The organism is Muriicola sp. SD30 (assembly GCF_041205185.1).
GTDB lineage: Bacteria > Bacteroidota > Bacteroidia > Flavobacteriales > Flavobacteriaceae > Muriicola.
Genome location: NZ_JBGEWB010000001.1, coordinates 1,077,253 through 1,094,333, shown reverse-complemented (window position 1 = coordinate 1,094,333; position 17,081 = coordinate 1,077,253). Strand labels below are relative to the sequence as shown.

Annotated in this window: 17 protein-coding genes and 1 tRNA gene; 13 read left to right on the top strand and 5 right to left on the bottom strand. The window is 40.3% G+C overall.

Annotation, left to right across the window (positions count from 1 at the left end):
* Positions 1 to 163: 163 nt before the first annotated feature.
* Positions 164 to 436: an HU family DNA-binding protein gene (locus AB8P51_RS04850; protein ID WP_369747626.1), complete on the top strand. Its 273-nt coding sequence runs from the start codon at positions 164 to 166 to the stop codon at positions 434 to 436.
* A gap of 115 nt (positions 437 to 551) precedes the next feature.
* Entirely contained in the window at positions 552 to 1,112 is a 561-nt protein-coding gene (locus AB8P51_RS04845; protein WP_369747625.1) for a YqgE/AlgH family protein, read from the top strand.
* On the opposite strand, the gene AB8P51_RS04840 is transcribed toward AB8P51_RS04845, so the two are convergent.
* Both AB8P51_RS04840 and AB8P51_RS04835 read right to left on the bottom strand, forming a co-directional pair.
* Entirely contained in the window at positions 1,105 to 1,950 is an 846-nt protein-coding gene (locus AB8P51_RS04840) for an aminotransferase class IV (protein ID WP_369747624.1), read from the bottom strand. The genes AB8P51_RS04845 and AB8P51_RS04840 overlap by 8 nt on opposite strands.
* 53 nt (positions 1,951 to 2,003) lie before the next feature.
* A complete protein-coding gene (locus AB8P51_RS04835) occupies positions 2,004 to 2,387 on the bottom strand; it encodes an START-like domain-containing protein (protein ID WP_369747623.1) in 384 nt (127 codons plus the stop codon).
* Between the two features lie 136 nt (positions 2,388 to 2,523).
* Here AB8P51_RS04835 and AB8P51_RS04830 point away from each other — a divergent pair.
* A tRNA-Met gene (locus tag AB8P51_RS04830) sits at positions 2,524 to 2,597 on the top strand.
* Between the two features lie 99 nt (positions 2,598 to 2,696).
* Here AB8P51_RS04830 and AB8P51_RS04825 read toward each other — a convergent pair.
* Positions 2,697 to 3,656: a phosphoribosylaminoimidazolesuccinocarboxamide synthase gene (locus AB8P51_RS04825; RefSeq protein ID WP_369747622.1), complete on the bottom strand. Its 960-nt coding sequence runs from the start codon at positions 3,654 to 3,656 to the stop codon at positions 2,697 to 2,699.
* An 8-nt stretch (positions 3,657 to 3,664) separates the two neighbouring features.
* Complete coding sequence (locus tag AB8P51_RS04820) at positions 3,665 to 4,618, bottom strand: PhoH family protein (RefSeq protein WP_369747621.1); 954 nt, start codon at positions 4,616 to 4,618, stop codon at positions 3,665 to 3,667.
* Between the two features lie 126 nt (positions 4,619 to 4,744).
* On the opposite strand from AB8P51_RS04820, the gene AB8P51_RS04815 reads away from it, so the two are divergent.
* From AB8P51_RS04815 to AB8P51_RS04775, 9 genes are all read left to right on the top strand, one after another.
* Positions 4,745 to 5,575: an S-adenosyl-l-methionine hydroxide adenosyltransferase family protein gene (locus AB8P51_RS04815; protein WP_369747620.1), complete on the top strand. Its 831-nt coding sequence runs from the start codon at positions 4,745 to 4,747 to the stop codon at positions 5,573 to 5,575.
* On the top strand, positions 5,576 to 5,872 hold the full coding sequence (locus tag AB8P51_RS04810) for a putative quinol monooxygenase (RefSeq protein ID WP_369747619.1): 297 nt from the start codon (positions 5,576 to 5,578) through the stop codon (positions 5,870 to 5,872). It begins immediately after the preceding gene.
* A 5-nt stretch (positions 5,873 to 5,877) separates the two neighbouring features.
* Positions 5,878 to 6,606, top strand: coding sequence for a gliding motility-associated ABC transporter permease subunit GldF (gene gldF / locus AB8P51_RS04805; protein WP_369747618.1), 729 nt, complete (start codon positions 5,878 to 5,880; stop codon positions 6,604 to 6,606).
* A gap of 4 nt (positions 6,607 to 6,610) precedes the next feature.
* Positions 6,611 to 8,275, top strand: a complete 1,665-nt coding sequence (gldG, locus tag AB8P51_RS04800; RefSeq protein WP_369747617.1) for a gliding motility-associated ABC transporter substrate-binding protein GldG — start codon at positions 6,611 to 6,613, stop codon at positions 8,273 to 8,275.
* A 167-nt stretch (positions 8,276 to 8,442) separates the two neighbouring features.
* Positions 8,443 to 9,561 (top strand): DNA polymerase III subunit beta, encoded by a 1,119-nt coding sequence (gene dnaN, locus AB8P51_RS04795; RefSeq protein WP_369747616.1) that lies wholly within the window; start codon positions 8,443 to 8,445, stop codon positions 9,559 to 9,561.
* A gap of 250 nt (positions 9,562 to 9,811) precedes the next feature.
* Positions 9,812 to 10,885, top strand: a complete 1,074-nt coding sequence (locus tag AB8P51_RS04790; protein ID WP_369747615.1) for a hypothetical protein — start codon at positions 9,812 to 9,814, stop codon at positions 10,883 to 10,885.
* Positions 10,886 to 10,994: 109 nt separating this feature from the next.
* Positions 10,995 to 11,921 carry a GNAT family N-acetyltransferase gene (locus AB8P51_RS04785; RefSeq protein ID WP_369747614.1) on the top strand — a complete coding sequence of 309 codons (927 nt, stop codon included), beginning with the start codon at positions 10,995 to 10,997 and terminating at the stop codon, positions 11,919 to 11,921.
* Positions 11,922 to 11,993: 72 nt separating this feature from the next.
* Positions 11,994 to 12,995 carry a GNAT family N-acetyltransferase gene (locus AB8P51_RS04780; RefSeq protein ID WP_369747613.1) on the top strand — a complete coding sequence of 334 codons (1,002 nt, stop codon included), beginning with the start codon at positions 11,994 to 11,996 and terminating at the stop codon, positions 12,993 to 12,995.
* Positions 12,996 to 13,250: 255 nt separating this feature from the next.
* Positions 13,251 to 15,005 (top strand): hypothetical protein, encoded by a 1,755-nt coding sequence (locus AB8P51_RS04775; protein WP_369747612.1) that lies wholly within the window; start codon positions 13,251 to 13,253, stop codon positions 15,003 to 15,005.
* A 74-nt stretch (positions 15,006 to 15,079) separates the two neighbouring features.
* Here the strand turns inward: AB8P51_RS04775 and AB8P51_RS04770 are convergent, their stop codons facing one another.
* Complete coding sequence (locus AB8P51_RS04770) at positions 15,080 to 15,442, bottom strand: DUF4870 domain-containing protein (RefSeq protein WP_369747611.1); 363 nt, start codon at positions 15,440 to 15,442, stop codon at positions 15,080 to 15,082.
* Between the two features lie 110 nt (positions 15,443 to 15,552).
* Here AB8P51_RS04770 and mnmE point away from each other — a divergent pair, with 110 nt between their 5' ends.
* Entirely contained in the window at positions 15,553 to 16,950 is a 1,398-nt protein-coding gene (gene mnmE, locus AB8P51_RS04765) for a tRNA uridine-5-carboxymethylaminomethyl(34) synthesis GTPase MnmE (protein WP_369747610.1), read from the top strand.
* The last annotated feature ends 131 nt before the right edge of the window (positions 16,951 to 17,081 follow it).

Here is a 17,081-nt window from a genome sequence, read left to right as displayed (position 1 = left end):
ATTGGGCTGAAAGAATCCGCTAAAAAATTACCACTTTATCAACAAACCCTTGAAGTTATTAACAAAAACCTCGATTTCCCTTGATTTTACTTGCGTTAACGGCAAATCCGTATAAATTTGTTGGAGCTTTAAAATGTTTAACAACAATTAATTTATTTAAATTATGAACAAAACAGAATTAATCGATGCTATGGCAGCTGACGCTGGCATCACAAAAGCAGCCGCTAAAAAATCTTTGGAATCCTTTTTAGGAAATGTTGAAAAATCTCTTAAAAAAGGTAACAGAGTTTCTTTGGTTGGATTCGGATCATGGTCAGTATCTAGAAGAAGTGCTAGAGAAGGAAGAAACCCTTCTACTGGAAAAACAATCCAAATTAAGGCAAAAAATGTAGTTAAATTCAAGGCTGGTTCTGATTTGAGCAGCGCTGTTAACTAATTTTTGTTCTGTACAATATATTTAAAGCACCTCATAACCGAGGTGCTTTTTTTATTCTACCATTTTTTGTAGTTAGACAGTTTTATTCTATTTTAGAAAAAAGGAACTTCCTAAAATGACAAGTTTAAAACCTAAGAAAGGAAAGCTTTTAATTGCCGAGCCTTCATTGACAGGGGATGTTTCCTTCAACAGATCTGTAGTACTGATCGCCGAACACAATGAAGAAGGCTCTGTCGGTTTTATCCTCAACAAACCCCTGGATTACGATATTAGCGAACTGATCAGTGAAATCATGGTCCCCTTTCCCGTTTTTAATGGTGGGCCTGTCGAGCAGGACAACCTGTATTTTATACACAAAGTCCCCCATCTGATCAACGACAGTGTAGAGATTTCCGACGGGATATTCTGGGGTGGTGATTTTGAAACTACTATAAGCCTGATCAACAAAGGGATTATTACCCCTAAGGATATTCGATTTTTCCTGGGTTATTCAGGATGGTCTTCGCTGCAACTCGACCAGGAACTGGTTTCAAAATCATGGATTGTAGTAAAGAATCACTACGAGAGTCAGATCATTGAGAAGTCGGCAAATTCCTTCTGGAAAGAAAAAATGATGGAATTGGGCGGAGATTATCTCCTTTGGTCAAACGCCCCTGAAAACCCCAGCCTTAACTAAGTCGGGCAACAGCATTGAGCTTCCCCAAAATATTTTTTGCGACCTCCGTCTTATACGTCGCTTTTCTATAATGGGTAATAGATTGAATTCCTTCCGCAATATTGGAAACAAACAGTTCATCGGCCTTTTGCAATTCAAAAGGAGAGATGGAAGCCTCATTTAGCTCATATTCAGGAGTTTTGCGAACAAGTTCGATGATTTTCTTTCTGATCACTCCATTTTTACATCCATCTGATAAGGGCGGAGTTTTAATTGCCTTCCCATTTATCAGGAATAGATTTCCTTTCAGGGTTTGCACTACGTTTTTTTCATCATTGAGCAAAATGCAATCTTCATAGCCATTTTCTGAAGCGTAAACTCGCCCGATCGTATTCAATATTTTATTTACAGAAGACAAACCCGAAAGCATTCCTGCCTGTACATAAAAATCCTTGTAGAGGTCCAATTTATATTCTGTATCCGGATGCAGATAAAAAGGCGTGGTGTGTTCCTTTAAACTGATAATATAGCTCACCTGTCTCTTCGCCTGCACCTGATCTGCTGACGCGGATACGAAAACGTATAACTCACCCAATATGGCTTTGTCTGAAAGCTGAGATGCTTCAATGGTCTTAAATATTTCCTCCTCAAGGAACTCCATGGTGAAATTCATGGGAATTTCCATCCGGAGAATCCGCATGGAAGCCATCAGCCTGAGATAGTGTTCTTCCCAAAAACAGATCTTTCCGGGAAGTATGCGTATTGTTTCTGTCAGCGCATCTGCATGGGAAAATCCTCTGTTTTGAACATTGAGATATAAAGAATCATCCTCCAGCAAATCACCTTCATAATTGATCATAAAAAAAGCCTTGAAAATTTCAAGGCCAAAGATAGTGCTTCTCTTATGAATTATTATTTAGATCCTAATACCTGTTTAAGGTCGGCTATTTGATTTTCCCATAACATTTTTGCTTCATCGATCTCATCCTCCTCGGCGAAATCAGTAATAAATAGGGAAACATCACTAGTGATCTCATCTACTATGATCCTCATCTCAAAATAGGCGTCGTCCTCCACGTGCTCCCAGGCAAAGCGAATAAACTCATCACTTTTCTTTTTCAGGAGTTTTGCCTCTTCTTCAGAACCATCCCAGATAAAACTAAAGCGTTCCCCTCTGGAATTGACATTATCAGCAAACCATTCTGAAAGCCCTGAGGGAGTAGAGAGATACTGAAAAAGCAATTGTGGTGAAGACTGTATTACGAATTCTAACTCAAACTTTGTTTTATCAGACATTTGGGGGTATTTTCTTGCGGACAATATATATATTTCTATATGATAAAAAAATATTCTCCCATAATTATTTTTTGAGACCCTAATTTTGATGTAGCCAAAATTAAACTTTATATTTGCAGCCGCTTACAAAACCGATGGCGAGGTAGCTCAGGCGGTTAGAGCGCAGGATTCATAACCCTGAGGTCGGGAGTTCAAGTCTCCCTCTCGCTACTGAAAAGACCACGATAACGTGGTCTTTTTTTTATTTTCTAAAGTAGTGGGTTATCCTAAGAACAAATACTGACTAAAAGCCCCCTGCCTAAATCGGCATTAAGACTTTTCACTGAGGTAATTAAGTACATTTTCTTCAATCCGCTTTGAGATATCTGAAATATCTGCTGCCTCAAATTCTTCTCCTGTGATATTTTCATACAATTCTATATAGCGCTCCGAAACTGAAGTGATGTATTCATCAGTCATTTCAGGCACTTCCTGCCCTTCCAGTCCCTGGAACCCATGCTGTATAAGCCACTGCCTGACAAATTCTTTTGATAATTGCTTTTGGGATTCATTGTTATCCTGCCGTTGCTGATAGCCATCGGCATAAAAATAACGCGAAGAGTCGGGCGTATGGATCTCGTCAATTAGGACAATTGTTCCATCTTTACGCTTTCCGAACTCGTATTTGGTGTCAACCAGGATCAATCCCCTTTTAGCGGCTATTTCGCTACCTCGTTGAAATAATGCCCTGGTGTATTTTTCAAGGATCTCATAGTCTGCTTCAGAGACAAAACCACGCCTTAGTATATCTTCCCTGGAAATGTCCTCGTCGTGATTTCCCTTTTCCGCTTTTGTGGCAGGGGTGATAATGGGCTCGGGGAAACGGTCATTCTCCTTCATCCCTTCAGGCATGGGAACACCACATATCAATCGTTTTCCACTCTTGTACTCCCTGGCGGCATGGCCCGATAAATATCCGCGGATCACCATCTCTACCTTAAAAGGATCACAGGCATAACCTACCGCTACATTAGGGTCTGGGGTGGCAAGAAGCCAGTTGGGTACAATATCGGCTGTGGCCGCCATCATTTTCGTCGCGATCTGGTTAAGGATTTGCCCTTTGTAAGGAATACCTTTGGGCATGACCACATCAAAAGCTGAGAGTCTGTCTGTAGCAATCATCACCAGAGTATCGTTTCCCAGGGTATATACCTCCCTTACTTTGCCTTTGTAAACATTTTTTTGTCCCGGAAAGCTAAAGTTGGTACTGACGATGGTATTGTTACTCATAGGTATTCTCAATTCTGATGTTCAATATTCTTATACGCATCGATGACCTTTTTTACCAGTTTATGACGGATCACGTCTTTGTCATCGAGGTAGATCATCTGGATACCCTGGACATTTTTAAGGATTAACAAGGCTTCCTTTAATCCTGAAATCACCCTTCGCGGAAGATCGATTTGTCCCGGATCACCAGTTAGCAGGAACTTGGCATTTTTCCCCATCCTGGTCAGAAACATCTTCATCTGGGCATGAGTAGTGTTCTGAGCTTCATCGAGAATGACAAAAGCATGGTCTAGCGTTCTCCCCCTCATAAACGCCATTGGCGCGATCTGGATGGTTCCGTTTTCTATGTAATGGGCCAGTTTTTCTGAAGGGATCATATCGCGCAAAGCGTCGTATAGAGGTTGCATGTAAGGATCGAGCTTTTCCTTAAGGTCACCGGGTAAAAAGCCCAGGTTCTCCCCTGCTTCCACTGCCGGGCGAGTGAGGATAATCCTTTTTACCTCCTTGTTCTTCAGAGCGCGAACCGCCAGGGCCACACCCGTATAGGTCTTACCGGTTCCTGCAGGACCAATTGCAAAGACCATGTCATTTTTGGACATTGCATCTACCAGACGGCGCTGATTTACGGTCTGAGCCTTGATATACCTGCCACTTACTCCATGGACCAGGATATCATTACTGTCAGCCGGAGCCGATAGTTCATCCTTTCCGTTGCTGGTGAGCACCCTCTCGATCACATTCTCATCCAACTTGTTGTACTTAGCAAAATGAGCCGTCAACATATGAAATCGCTTATCAAATTCATCGAGTAACTGATCATCCCCGTAAACCTTGATCTTGCTCCCTCGGGCTACGATCTTTAGTTTGGGAAAATATTTCTTAAGCAGGTCAATATGTTCGTTCTGTTGTCCAAAAAATTCTCTTGGACTAATATCTGTGAGTTCTAGCGTGAGTTCGTTCAAGGAAGTTTGTTCTTATTTGTAATGGGGTGAATATAAATTTCGCAACGCTGTTTTTTTGATTAATTTTGACGTACAAACTTAAGAATAAAACGGTTTGAAGACCCAAAAAAATATCAACATTGCTTCATGGCGATCATTACCCTAACTACCGATTTTGGATATAAAGACCATTTTGTAGGTGCCATAAAAGGAACGATATACACCGAGCTGGAAGACGCAAAAATTGTTGATATTTCGCATGCCATTAGCCCATTCAACATACAGGAATGTGCTTATATCCTGAAAAATTCATATAAGGCCTTCCCTAAAGGCACCATTCATATAGTGGGAGTTGATGCAGAATGCACTGCCGAAAATCAACATCTCGCTGTCTATGTTGACGGGCACTACTTTATCCTTGCAAATAATGGGGTCAGTAGCCTTATCACCGCCGAGATCAAACCAGACAAGGTAGTAGAATTAAAGATTCCTAACCCTCAACCGGGAGCTTTTCCCGTGCTCGAGGTTTTTGTAAAAGTAGCCTGCCATATTGCCAGGGGAGGCACTTTGGAGGTTGTGGGAAAAAAATTCGATGACCTCAGGCAACTAAAGGACTTTTCCCCAAGAATCACGAACAACGGGAATACTATTGCAGGCGGTGTGATCTACATTGATAATTACGGGAATGTGGTAACCAATATTCAAAAAAGCCTTTTTGAAGCTTACAGGAAAGGTCGGGATTTTGAGCTACTGGCAAGAAATAAAAAGATCAGCAGGATAGAGAATAATTACAGTGATATTATCGACTTTGAACTCGATAAAAATCAGCGCAAAGGACCCGGTGACCTGTTAGCCCTATTTAATTCTGCAGATTATATTGAACTGGCCATTTATAAAAGTGATCCTAATACCGTTGGCAGTGCCTCTTCCCTGCTTGGACTTGACTACCGGGATACGGTAACCATAAATTTTAAATAGATGATCGTACGAATTGTAAAGCTCGAATTCAAAAAGGAAAATATTAGTAGTTTTGAGCGCATTTTTGACAAGACTAAAGATAAAATAAGGAGTTTTGAAGGCTGTTCCCTGCTTGAGCTTTATCAGGATACACACGAGCCATCAATCTTCTTTACCTATAGCCAGTGGGAAGGTGAAGAGTATCTGGAGGCTTACAGGAACTCCGACTTCTTTAAAGAAGTTTGGGGTAAGACAAGGGAGTTATTTGCTGACAAACCGACGGCCTGGAGTGTTCAGAAAATCCACAGCTTAAACTGATTCGTATGCTTGCTATCTTCAAAAGAGAAATTATGTCCTTTTTTACCACGGCTACCGGACCTTTGGCACTGGGTTTATTCCTGCTCCTCAATGGCCTGTTCCTGTGGGTATTTAAAGGCCCTTATAATGTATTTGACTATGGTTTTGCCGATCTGTCGGCCTTCTTTATGCTCTCACCCTATATTTTTCTCATCCTGATTCCCGCCTTGAGTATGAAGAGCTTTTCGGAAGAAAAAAAGTTAGGGACGCTAGAGTTGCTTTTGATGAAACCCCTGAGTCCCGGGAACTTAGTAGCCGGAAAGTTTCTTGGTATTTTTATCCTGGCCGTGATGGCCCTGATACCCACCTTAATATACGTTTGGAGTATTTCTTCCCTGGGCACAGAAGCGGGAAATTACGACCTGGGTCTGATTATGGGATCTTACTTTGGCATGCTCTTGTTGCTCTTGGCTTATACAAGCATTGGTTTGTTTACCTCAACCTTGTCTGAAAATCAGATCGTTGCGTTTCTCCTCGCCATTGTCTTATGCTTGTTTGCATATCTCGGATTCGAGTCGATCGCCGGCTTGATCTCCGATGGAGGCTTATCTCTTTTTATTGAAAATATAGGAATGAAAGCACATTATGAACGAATTGGCAGAGGTATCATCGATTCCCGGGATGTGATTTACTTTATTTCGATCTCGATTTTATTTTCCTACCTCACAGTAACCCGACTCAAACAGCGTGCATAGGCATATGAAAAAGAACCTTGTACATATAGGAATTGGCCTTGGCATATTCATCCTGCTGAATCTGGTATCATCCTTCTTGTTTGTGAGGATTGACCTAACGGAAGACAAAAGGTTTACCCTGTCCAGGGCTAGTAAGGAAGTTATTGCAAAATTTGATTCTCCCGTCATTGTCGATGTGCTACTGGAAGGCGATCTCCCGTCAGAATTCCAGCGGCTGAAGCTGGAAACCGAACAACTCCTTGAAAATTTTTCTGATAAGAATAACAAGATAAAATACGCATTTGAAGACCCCCTGGCAGACCCTGCCCTGGCAGAAGCTACCATTGAACAATTGCAGCGTATAGGCCTTACCCCTGCCAGTGTAACTACGGAATCAGAAGGCAAGGTATCTCAGGAACTCGTGTTCCCCTGGGCAATGGTGACCTACAGGGATCGTACAGTAAAAGTTCCCCTCTTAAAAAACAAACTGGGAACAAATGTTGAGGACAGGGTAAACAATTCGGTACAAAACCTGGAATATGCCTTTGCAGATGCTTTTTCAAAACTTGTGATTACTGATAAAAAACGAATTGCCGTTATCAAAGGGAATGGCGAACTGGACGACCGATATCTAGCCGATATACTAACCTCCATAAGGGAGTACTACAATATAGGGGCCATCACACTTGATTCGGTTGAGGGGAATCCTCAGGGGGTCTTCGATCAATTAAACACCTATGACCTCGCTTTGATTGCCAAACCCACAGAAGCATTTAGTGAGGAAGAAAAATATGTTTTAGACCAGTACATTGTAAATGGAGGGCGTTCATTGTGGTTGGTTGATCCTGTGGCCATGGAACTCGACAGTCTCTTTAACGAAGAGGGGAAGGCCATGGCAATGCCACGCGACCTGAATCTGAAGGATTTCTTTTTTAAATACGGTGTAAGGCTTAACTCAGATTTGGTAGATGACCTCTATTGTACACAAATCGTTCTGGCAAGCGGGGAAGGCAATTCTTCCGAATACAATCCGCTGCCCTGGGTATATCATCCTATGGTATTTACGGCCAATGATCACCCGGTCAATGCGAATATCGAAGCCCTGAGGTTGCAGTTTACGAGTACAATAGACATCCTTGAGAATGAATATCAAAAATCGATTTTAGCAAAAAGTTCACCCTTATCCCGGAGGCTGACAACACCGAGGCTGATAAGTTTTGATCTTCTGAATTCACCACCTGACAGGGAAAAATACACGGAAGGAAAGTACCCTCTTGCAGTTTTGATTGAAGGGAAATTAAATTCGGCCTATGCCAACCGGGTTAAACCGCTAAAACTTGAAGGTGAAAGCGAAAAGGGAATTGACAATAAAATGATTGTCATTTCAGATGGGGATCTTATAGGCAATCAATTGAGAAATGGCAGGCCACTGGAATTGGGTTATGATAAATGGACAAATAATTATTACGGAAACAAGGAATTCCTCATTAATGTCTTTAATTATCTGCTGGATGATACAGGACTTATAAACATTCGCAATCGGACTGTTCTCATTCCGATGCTGGACGGGGAAAAAATCGTAACGTATAAAAGTCGCTGGCAGCTTATAAACATTGGTGTTCCCTTGCTTTATGTACTCCTGGTTTCTCTGCTTTTTTCGATCTGGAGAAAGAGGCAATTTGGAAGATAGCTGTTGATAAGTAAGTTTTACGGAAAAATTCAATTGGGATATATTTGTTTAGGCTCTTATATTGTGATTTAGTCGTAAATATGGCCTATCGGAATCTGTCGATTCTTGTCTTTTTTAAAGTGATATCAAATAAGTCAGACCTCTTAAACAACTAAAAAACTAAGCTTGTGAAATTCATTGTTTCAAGTACATATCTTTTAAAACAACTACAGGTATTGGGTGGAGTGATCAATAGCAGCAATACACTCCCCATTCTGGATAATTTTCTCTTTGAATTAAAAAAGCGAGAGCTAACAGTTTCTGCATCGGACCTGGAAACTACGATGAGTGCGGTGCTGGAGGTAGAATCGGATAACGAGGGAACCATTGCTGTTCCTGCCAGGCTGCTACTGGATACTTTAAAGACCTTCCCTGAACAACCCCTGACCTTTGTTGTTGAAGATAATAATACGGTAGAGATTAGTTCTAATTACGGTAAATACGCCCTTGCGTATGCTGATGGTGCTGAATTTCCCAAAGCAGTAGAATTAGGTAGTCCCAGTTCAACTTCGATTATGGGAGATATCCTGGCTACGGCGATCACTAAAACCATCTTTGCAGCAGGCAACGACGATCTGAGACCTGTAATGAGTGGGGTGTTCTTCCAGTTTTCCTCAGAACACCTGACCTTTGTGGCCACAGATGCTCATAAGCTTGTAAAATATAGGCGGAATGATGTGAAGGCCTCTGAGGTGGCCGAATTTATCATGCCTAAAAAACCATTAAACCTGTTAAAAGGCATCCTCTCCGGAAGCGAAGAACAGGTAAAGGTGGAATACAATGACAGTAATGCGAAATTCAGTTTTGATAACATTGAATTGATCTGCCGACTCATCGATGGGAAATACCCCAATTACGAGGCAGTTATCCCCAAAGAAAACCCCAACAAACTCACTATTGCCAGGAACCATTTCCTGAGCTCAGTACGCAGGGTTTCCATTTTCTCTAACAGGACTACACACCAGATCAGGTTGCGCATCGCCGGGGCCGAACTGAATATAAGCGCAGAGGATATCGACTACAGCAATAAGGCCGAGGAACGCCTCACCTGCTCTTATCATGGCGATGACATGCAGATCGGGTTTAATTCCCGTTTCCTCGTGGAAATGCTGGGGAATCTTTCCTCAGAGGAGGTAGCCCTGGAACTAAGCCTTCCCAACAGAGCCGGGATACTCACCCCTGTAGATGGTCTGGATGAAGGGGAAGAGGTCACCATGCTTGTGATGCCGGTGATGCTGAATAATTGATCCAGAATCTTGCGTGATTAACGGCTGTTTTTGGTTGATAACTCACCTTTCCCATTTAGGAAGATTCTTTCGTCTAAATTTTTGACTGTTAGTCGAGTAAGTCGGCAGAGTTAAGTATATTTCTCCTTTTTAACATATTTTTGTTAGTGCTGTTTCCACTAAGACCTTCCCCTCTAAATTGAGATCCTAATTAGAAACGAGAACATCTGAAAAAAGAATAACCAACTTAAAAATTAAAACTAAAATTATTATGAAAAAACTACTCTCATTTATGTTTATTGCTTCCTTGCTTGTGGTTTCCTGTGAGGTGGAGCAATTCGATGGACAGGAATTAACATCCGTCGATGGGAAAGCTTCTAAAAAAGGAAATGTTTCAGCATCAAGTTTGACTTTTGAAATGGACGGCTGCTCTGGTTCGGAACGCGACCTAATCGCTGGCCAGAATATGGTTGTAGGAACCGTATCTGTAGAAGAAGTTGGCGAAGATTATGTAATCACTTACAACATTACTGAAGAAGGCTACTGCTTAACTGAAGCCCATGTTGATGTCGCAACACTTCCCGATTATTTTCCAATGACCAAAAGTGGAAATCCAAAAATTGGAAATTTCGACTATGTAAATGACGTGGTTGAATGTAATCAGAACTATACGGTTACAGTAGCTAATACCGGACCATGGCTGGCTGTGCATGGAGTGGTCGTATGTGCAACCAATTCTGTGGAGGCTATTGTAGATAATTTACCAGAAACCGCAGATTTTTGTACCACTGTTCAAGGTCCGAACTCATATTTAAATATTTCTATTCCGGAAGGTCCTCTGGCTGGTGACTTTGAAGCATGGTGCGTCGATAATGATAAGGGTATAGAAATTAATACCTGCTATGATGGTGCAGATGTATATTCAAGCACAGGCAGTCTGCCGGATGGAACATTTGAATATCCTGAGAATTTTGACAAGGTTAATTATTTGTTGAATCAGTCTATCGTAGGGCAGCCCTGTACTGCGGGCGGTGTTTATACCTATGGTGATCTACAGCTGGCAATATGGAAACTGTTAGATGACATTACAACTGGTAGTATCGCCGGCCTGGGAGCGTATTCTAACGCATGTGTTGATGAAATCCTTGCCATGGCAGAAGCCGGTGAAGGTTTTGAGCCAGAGTGCGGTCAGGTTATGGGTGTTATTGTGAACAAAGCGGGTATACAACCTCTTATCATACCCTACCCATTAGAATGTTCTCCTTGTGATGAAACGATCTGGGCTGATGGCTGTAGTTTCCCAGGCAGTAATTGGGCAATGTATTTTGAATATTCTGATAACTAGAAATTAAAATCAAATATTAATATTAAAGGGCGAAAATATTTTCGCCCTTTTTATTTTATTAATTTTAACATCGAGCGTAATAATCTCTATCATTTCTCTCCATTAACCAATGTTCACTACCTATAATTTTCACTACACTTATTACGAAAACAGAGATCTCCCTCCTTATTACGTTCGAAAAACAAGGGATCAGGAAGAGATTGATCAAAGTGAAAAAGAAACCAATACTTCCTCTGTTGGTGTTGTTTTGTTGATTCCGCCATACCTGAATTACACAAAAAAAGATCTTAAAAAAGGTTACAGCTGTGTAGAACGTTCTTTTTGGATGGGTTTTGCAATTCATTTACCGAATCATGGAGATTCCAATATTTTCCTTCGTAAGCAATTGGGTAAAAAACCATATAAGAACCTGAGACAAGATATACAACGTTTGGAAAGAGATTATCAAATAACCTTTAATACGTATTATGGATCAATTGACCTTCCTACATACAATACACTAATGCAAACGTTAAAGGAATACATACAGGAGCGATTCAAAGGAAGAGCTCATAAGCATAGTGCTCTGCAAAAGTGGGAGCAATATGAGAAATCTGCTTACCAAATGATTCTGGAAAAAAAGGCTTCTATTTTTGCCCATTTTAATAACGGTGTTCCTATTTGTATTTCTCTTAACTATCATTACCAAAATATCTTTGTTGCTGCAATTATCTCCTTCAACAAGGATTTCTTTTCTTATAGTCTAGGGAAGCAAATGTTTGTAAAGCAGATAGAATGGTGTTTTATAAACGACTATCAATTGATAGATTTGGGTTGGGGAAGTTTTGATTATAAGATCAAATTTTCCAATGCTGTATTCAAATATAGGACCCATATAGTCTATCCGGAAAATAGTATATTAAAACGTTTTATAAGTTCTTGCTTAGGTCTGTTTCTTTATGTTAAATATTATTTGGTTATGCTAAAACAGAGGAGATTGAAGAGACCTTCAAAAACCTATGCAGGAAGGTGGATAGAATTTGGTATATCATCGTGAAATCCGGATCGAATGCAGTGGTCTTATCCACATTAAAACTAATTTAGTCTTTAAAATATGTGACTGTCCTAAATGGCTATAGAAAATAACCCGTTTAATTGCCCAAAATTTGTTTCAACCTGGAACAAGCATTTCAATTATAGCGGTGCAACCTTTACTTTTTCTGAGTTTTCCAATATTACATTTATTAAAATGCGATTTGGTGTTTATGTTAATGTTGGTAAAAGAATATCCCAGGGGATGTTTTATGTTTTTCAGCCCTCAGAAGATTTGAGTCTCTTCAAAAATGCAGTCTATCTGATATACGATGTGCCTTCGTACCATAAAACTGGTTTCATTGAAACTTCTACATTCGGCTTAAAAAAAATAAGACAGTATGACGCCTACGCCATAGAATTGAATCCTTTTAACAGCGCTTCCGAATACTTGAATTATCGTTTTCGCTCGAAGAGTAAAAGGAATTTTAAAAAGTCTTTCCTCAAGCTTAAAAATCACTTTGAAATCACCAGTGAAGTTTTAACCGGGAATGATGTTGACATAAACAAATACAATGAAGTTTTAATTTGTTTTCGAGAATTACTTGTAAAACGTTTTGAATCTAAAAAAGAAACATATCACCTATTAAAACCCCTCTATTGGGAATATTTGAATGAAGTTATTCTTGAACTTGTCAGAGAAAAAAAAGCAATGATATTCATCCTTTATGCCGATCAGAAACCCGTTTCCATACACATCAATTACCTGACACCTGATTCGTTATTACTTGCTTATCCAGTCTTTGATATTGACTACAGTGACTATAAAATAGGTCACTATACCACCTACCTGAGTCTCGAATGGTGTTTTGCCAACAATATTGATTTTTATGATTTTTCAAAAGGCCATTTCGATTACAAAAAAAGATGGAGTAATCTCTCATATATTTTTGAATACCACATTGTCTATAATAAAAAGAGTTTTGTCAGTACTGCACTAGCAAATACGCTTATGGTAGTATTTAAAGTTAAAGAAATTTTTAGGTCCCTTAAATTAGACACAATCTATCACAAATTTAAATACCGATATCTGAATTAAGGAAAAACCCATATTTAAGTTCACAAGGCGAAAAGAATGAAACAATTGAAACCAATTGTATTTAATTTATCAGAAGAGTCTTGAAAATTCGGGATGTGTTTATGACTGAGATATTTCCCTTAATTTTCGTTTTCCCTTACCATTTATCATTTATTATTTGCACTTTATCGAATTGACCTAAAGTGTTGGTATAATGAAAATTAGGAATTCTTATCTTCCATTTTAATTATATATCCAACATTTAAATCCCACAAAATGAAAAAGATTTACCTTTTACTAGGAGTAGTCCTACTAATGTTTTCCTGCCAGATAGAAGAACTAAATAAGGATAGTCAACAATTAGACGGAGTTTTTCATAAAAGCTCAACAGAATCAGAAAATCCTTCCTGTACTAATTCACTTGAAATTATTGAAGCATCACTGCCAGAAACTATTTCTTTTTGTACCACTGGGCAGGGTCCGGATTCTTATTTAAATGTAGATATTGCAGAAGGATTTTTGGCTGGAAGTCATGAAGCATGGTGTATAGATGATGATCTTAGTATTGCCGCTACGCAATGCTATGACAATGTTGATGTATTTTTAAGCACCTCTTCCTTACCAGCAGATGCCTTTGAATATCCTGAGAATTTTGATACCGTAAACTGGTTGTTAAATCAAGAGATTGTAGGATCTGAAAGTCCGGTTAGTGCCGAAATTTATACTTATGGAGACCTTCAATTTGCAATTTGGAAATTGGTAGATGATCTCCGTGATCCGTCAGAGGCTTGTGCCGATTGCGGATTAGGGGAATGGAGTGCTGTTAGGGCCAATGAATTAGTTGACCTGGCCCTCGCCAATGGAGATGGATTTATTCCCGGATGCAATGAATTTGTTGGTATTATATTGCGCCCCACAGGTATTCAGCCCTTGATTATTCCAATTTTAATAGAAGGGGAAGAATGTTCTCCCTGTGATGGAAAGGTAACTGAATTAACCTTGAAATACAATGGTGACCAAACAGATGCCCATATTGTTGTCACACAAAAAAAGGATGATGTAGTTGTTTTCGATGGAATAGTTCAACCGGGACAGGAGTTTTCCTTTGTGGGTGTTGACAAAAAGAACACCCTGGGAACAGAAATTACTATAGAAGTTAATGGTGAAGTAAATACTAAGATTCACACCAGTTGCTCACAGCCCATTGGGCCTGGGCTCACCTTTGGTGATTTTCTTGTGGTAGCAGGTGCGAGCCGAAATGGAGGCGCCCTATGTCCGTTAGATCCTCCACCAGGAGGTGGCGATGATTGCGGCGACTGCGATGGAAAGGTTACCAGATTGGATTTGCAAAATGATGGACCAGGTGCACAAATCTTGGTCACCGATAAAAAAGGAAAAACTGAGATCTTCAATGCCTATGTTGAAGCCGGCGCACCCTTTACCCTAAGTGGATTTGACAAAAAAGGTACCCTGGGAACTGAAATCATAATTTATACTGACGGTTCTAAAAACACCAAGATCCACACAAGCTGCTCACAACCTATTGGTCCCGGACTTTCCTTTGGGGACTTCACGGTAGTTGGAGGTGCCAGCAGAAATGGTGGTGAATTGTGTCCATTGGATCCTTCAGATAATGATGACAGTGATGATGATGATGATGACGACGACGATGACGACGACGACGATGATGACGATGACGACGATGATGACGATGAAGATTGCGAATGTGATGGGAAAGTGGACTATTTAAAGTTCCAGTATAGTGGTAGTATCGACGATGTAATCAAAGTAAAGACAAAAAAAGAAGGTAATGTCTTTAACGGGAATGTTTCTGCAGACGGAACGTTTGAAATTTATGGTAACGATAAAAAAGGAACGCTCGGTACAGAAATCACCATTTACGTGAATGGAGAGGAGATTACAGATATCCATACAAGTTGTTCACAACCGATAGGGCCCGGATTGGTCATTGGCAACTTCGAGATTCTTGAAGGGACCAGTAGAAATGGTGGAGACCTTTGTCCTTTATAATTCTAAACAGGCTTAAAATAAAATAGGCATCCAATTGGATGCCTATTTTATTTTTACAAGAGAGTTTGCTAACTCTAGTTTATAAAACCTATCGTCATAAAATAACTGGGTTCTTCCCCATTGCCTGCCCGTACTGCATTTACTATAGGCATAACAAACCCCAGAATGACTACTCCTATGATTCCCAGAATTCCCAGACCTAATAGCAGAATGGCGGGGATACTCAGGATAAAATATAGTATTAAACTCAGTTGAAAATTCAGTATGGCTTTCCCGTGTACATCCATACCCTCTACCTTATCCTTTGACGTTAACCATATGATCAGTGGGGTTATGAGTCCGCCAAAACCAATGATATATGATAAAAGTTGCGTTAAATGTGTAATGACAAGCAGTTGCCTGTCTTCCCGTAGTGCTGATTGATTGATGACTTCCATGATTTCTTCTTTTGATTGTACTTTATAGGACGTAAATTTTATGTAATTGTTACAAGCTTTGCTCTGCGTCCTCCAAAATCCTTTTCCTTATTTTTGCATCAAAATTATCTATGCTCCCTACAGATACCATAGTTGCCTTGGCCACAGCTCCCGGAACAGGAGCTATTGCCGTTATACGCGTATCGGGGAATGACGCCATTGTCAAAACGGCAGATATTTTCAAATCGGGTAGTTCAAAGCTATTAACCAAAGTAAAAAGTCATACCGTACACCTCGGATACATCATTGAAGGCTCACGAACTATTGACCAGGTTCTGGTTACTGTTTTTAAAGGTCCTAATTCATATACAGGAGAAAATGTGGTTGAAATTTCCTGCCACGGTTCGCCCTATATCCAACAAGAGATCATCCAGCTATTTTTGCGAAGAGGATGCCGAATGGCCGAGGCAGGCGAATTTACCCTCAGGGCCTTTCTTAATGGCAAACTGGATCTGAGTCAGGCCGAGGCCGTGGCCGACCTTATCGCCTCAGAAAACGCCGCTTCACATGAGCTCGCCTTGCAACAGATGAGAGGAGGATTCAGCAATGAGATCGCAAAACTGAGGGAAGAGCTGCTAAATTTTGCCTCCCTTATCGAACTAGAGCTGGATTTTTCGGAGGAGGATGTAGAGTTTGCTGATAAAAAACAGTTTTCTGAACTTTTGCATAAAATTGATACTGTTTTAAAACACCTGATCGACTCTTTTGCCCTGGGGAATGTTATTAAAAATGGAATCCCAATTGCCATTGTGGGGGAACCCAACGTGGGGAAGTCGACCCTCCTCAATGCCCTGCTCAATGAAGAACGAGCTATTGTTAGCCCCATCCCAGGGACCACCAGGGATACTGTAGAAGATGAACTGGTGATCGAGGGGATTGGGTTTCGCTTTATAGATACGGCTGGGATCAGGGAGACCGAGGATGTTGTGGAATCGATCGGGATCAGGAAAACAATGGAAAATATCGGGAAAGCCCGGGTGGTGATTTATCTTGTAGATGCAACAGCAATACAGAACAATCCCGAAAAAACAGCTCCGGTCAAGGAACAATTAAACAACATTACTTCTGAGTATCCTAATAAAAATTTGATACTGCTTGTCAACAAGATTGACGGAATTCCTGATGATCCGCTGAATGACATCAAAAAAGAATTACCTCAAGCCCTATTTATCTCAGCAAAGGAGAATACCGGGATGGAAGAACTCAAGGCCAGTCTGTTAAAACTTGTAAATACAGGAGCACTGAATTCCGGAGATACAGTCGTGACAAATACCCGCCATTATAATTCTCTGATAAAAGCCCGTGAAGAAATTCATAAAGTACAGACTGGGTTAGAAGAAGGAATATCAGGCGATCTGTTGGCAGTGGATATCCGTCAGGCCCTTTACCATTTTGGCGAGATCACCGGGGAAATAACTTCGGACGACCTGCTGGGGAATATTTTCGCGAATTTCTGCATCGGAAAATAAGGTCTTTTATTTTTTGTAAAACCCTGAATATCTTATATGTAACAAAGATTACATATAGGCAATATATGATTTATATCATATTAATACCGGCATACTGGCAGTACTTTCAATCCTAATTTAAATCCTTTAAA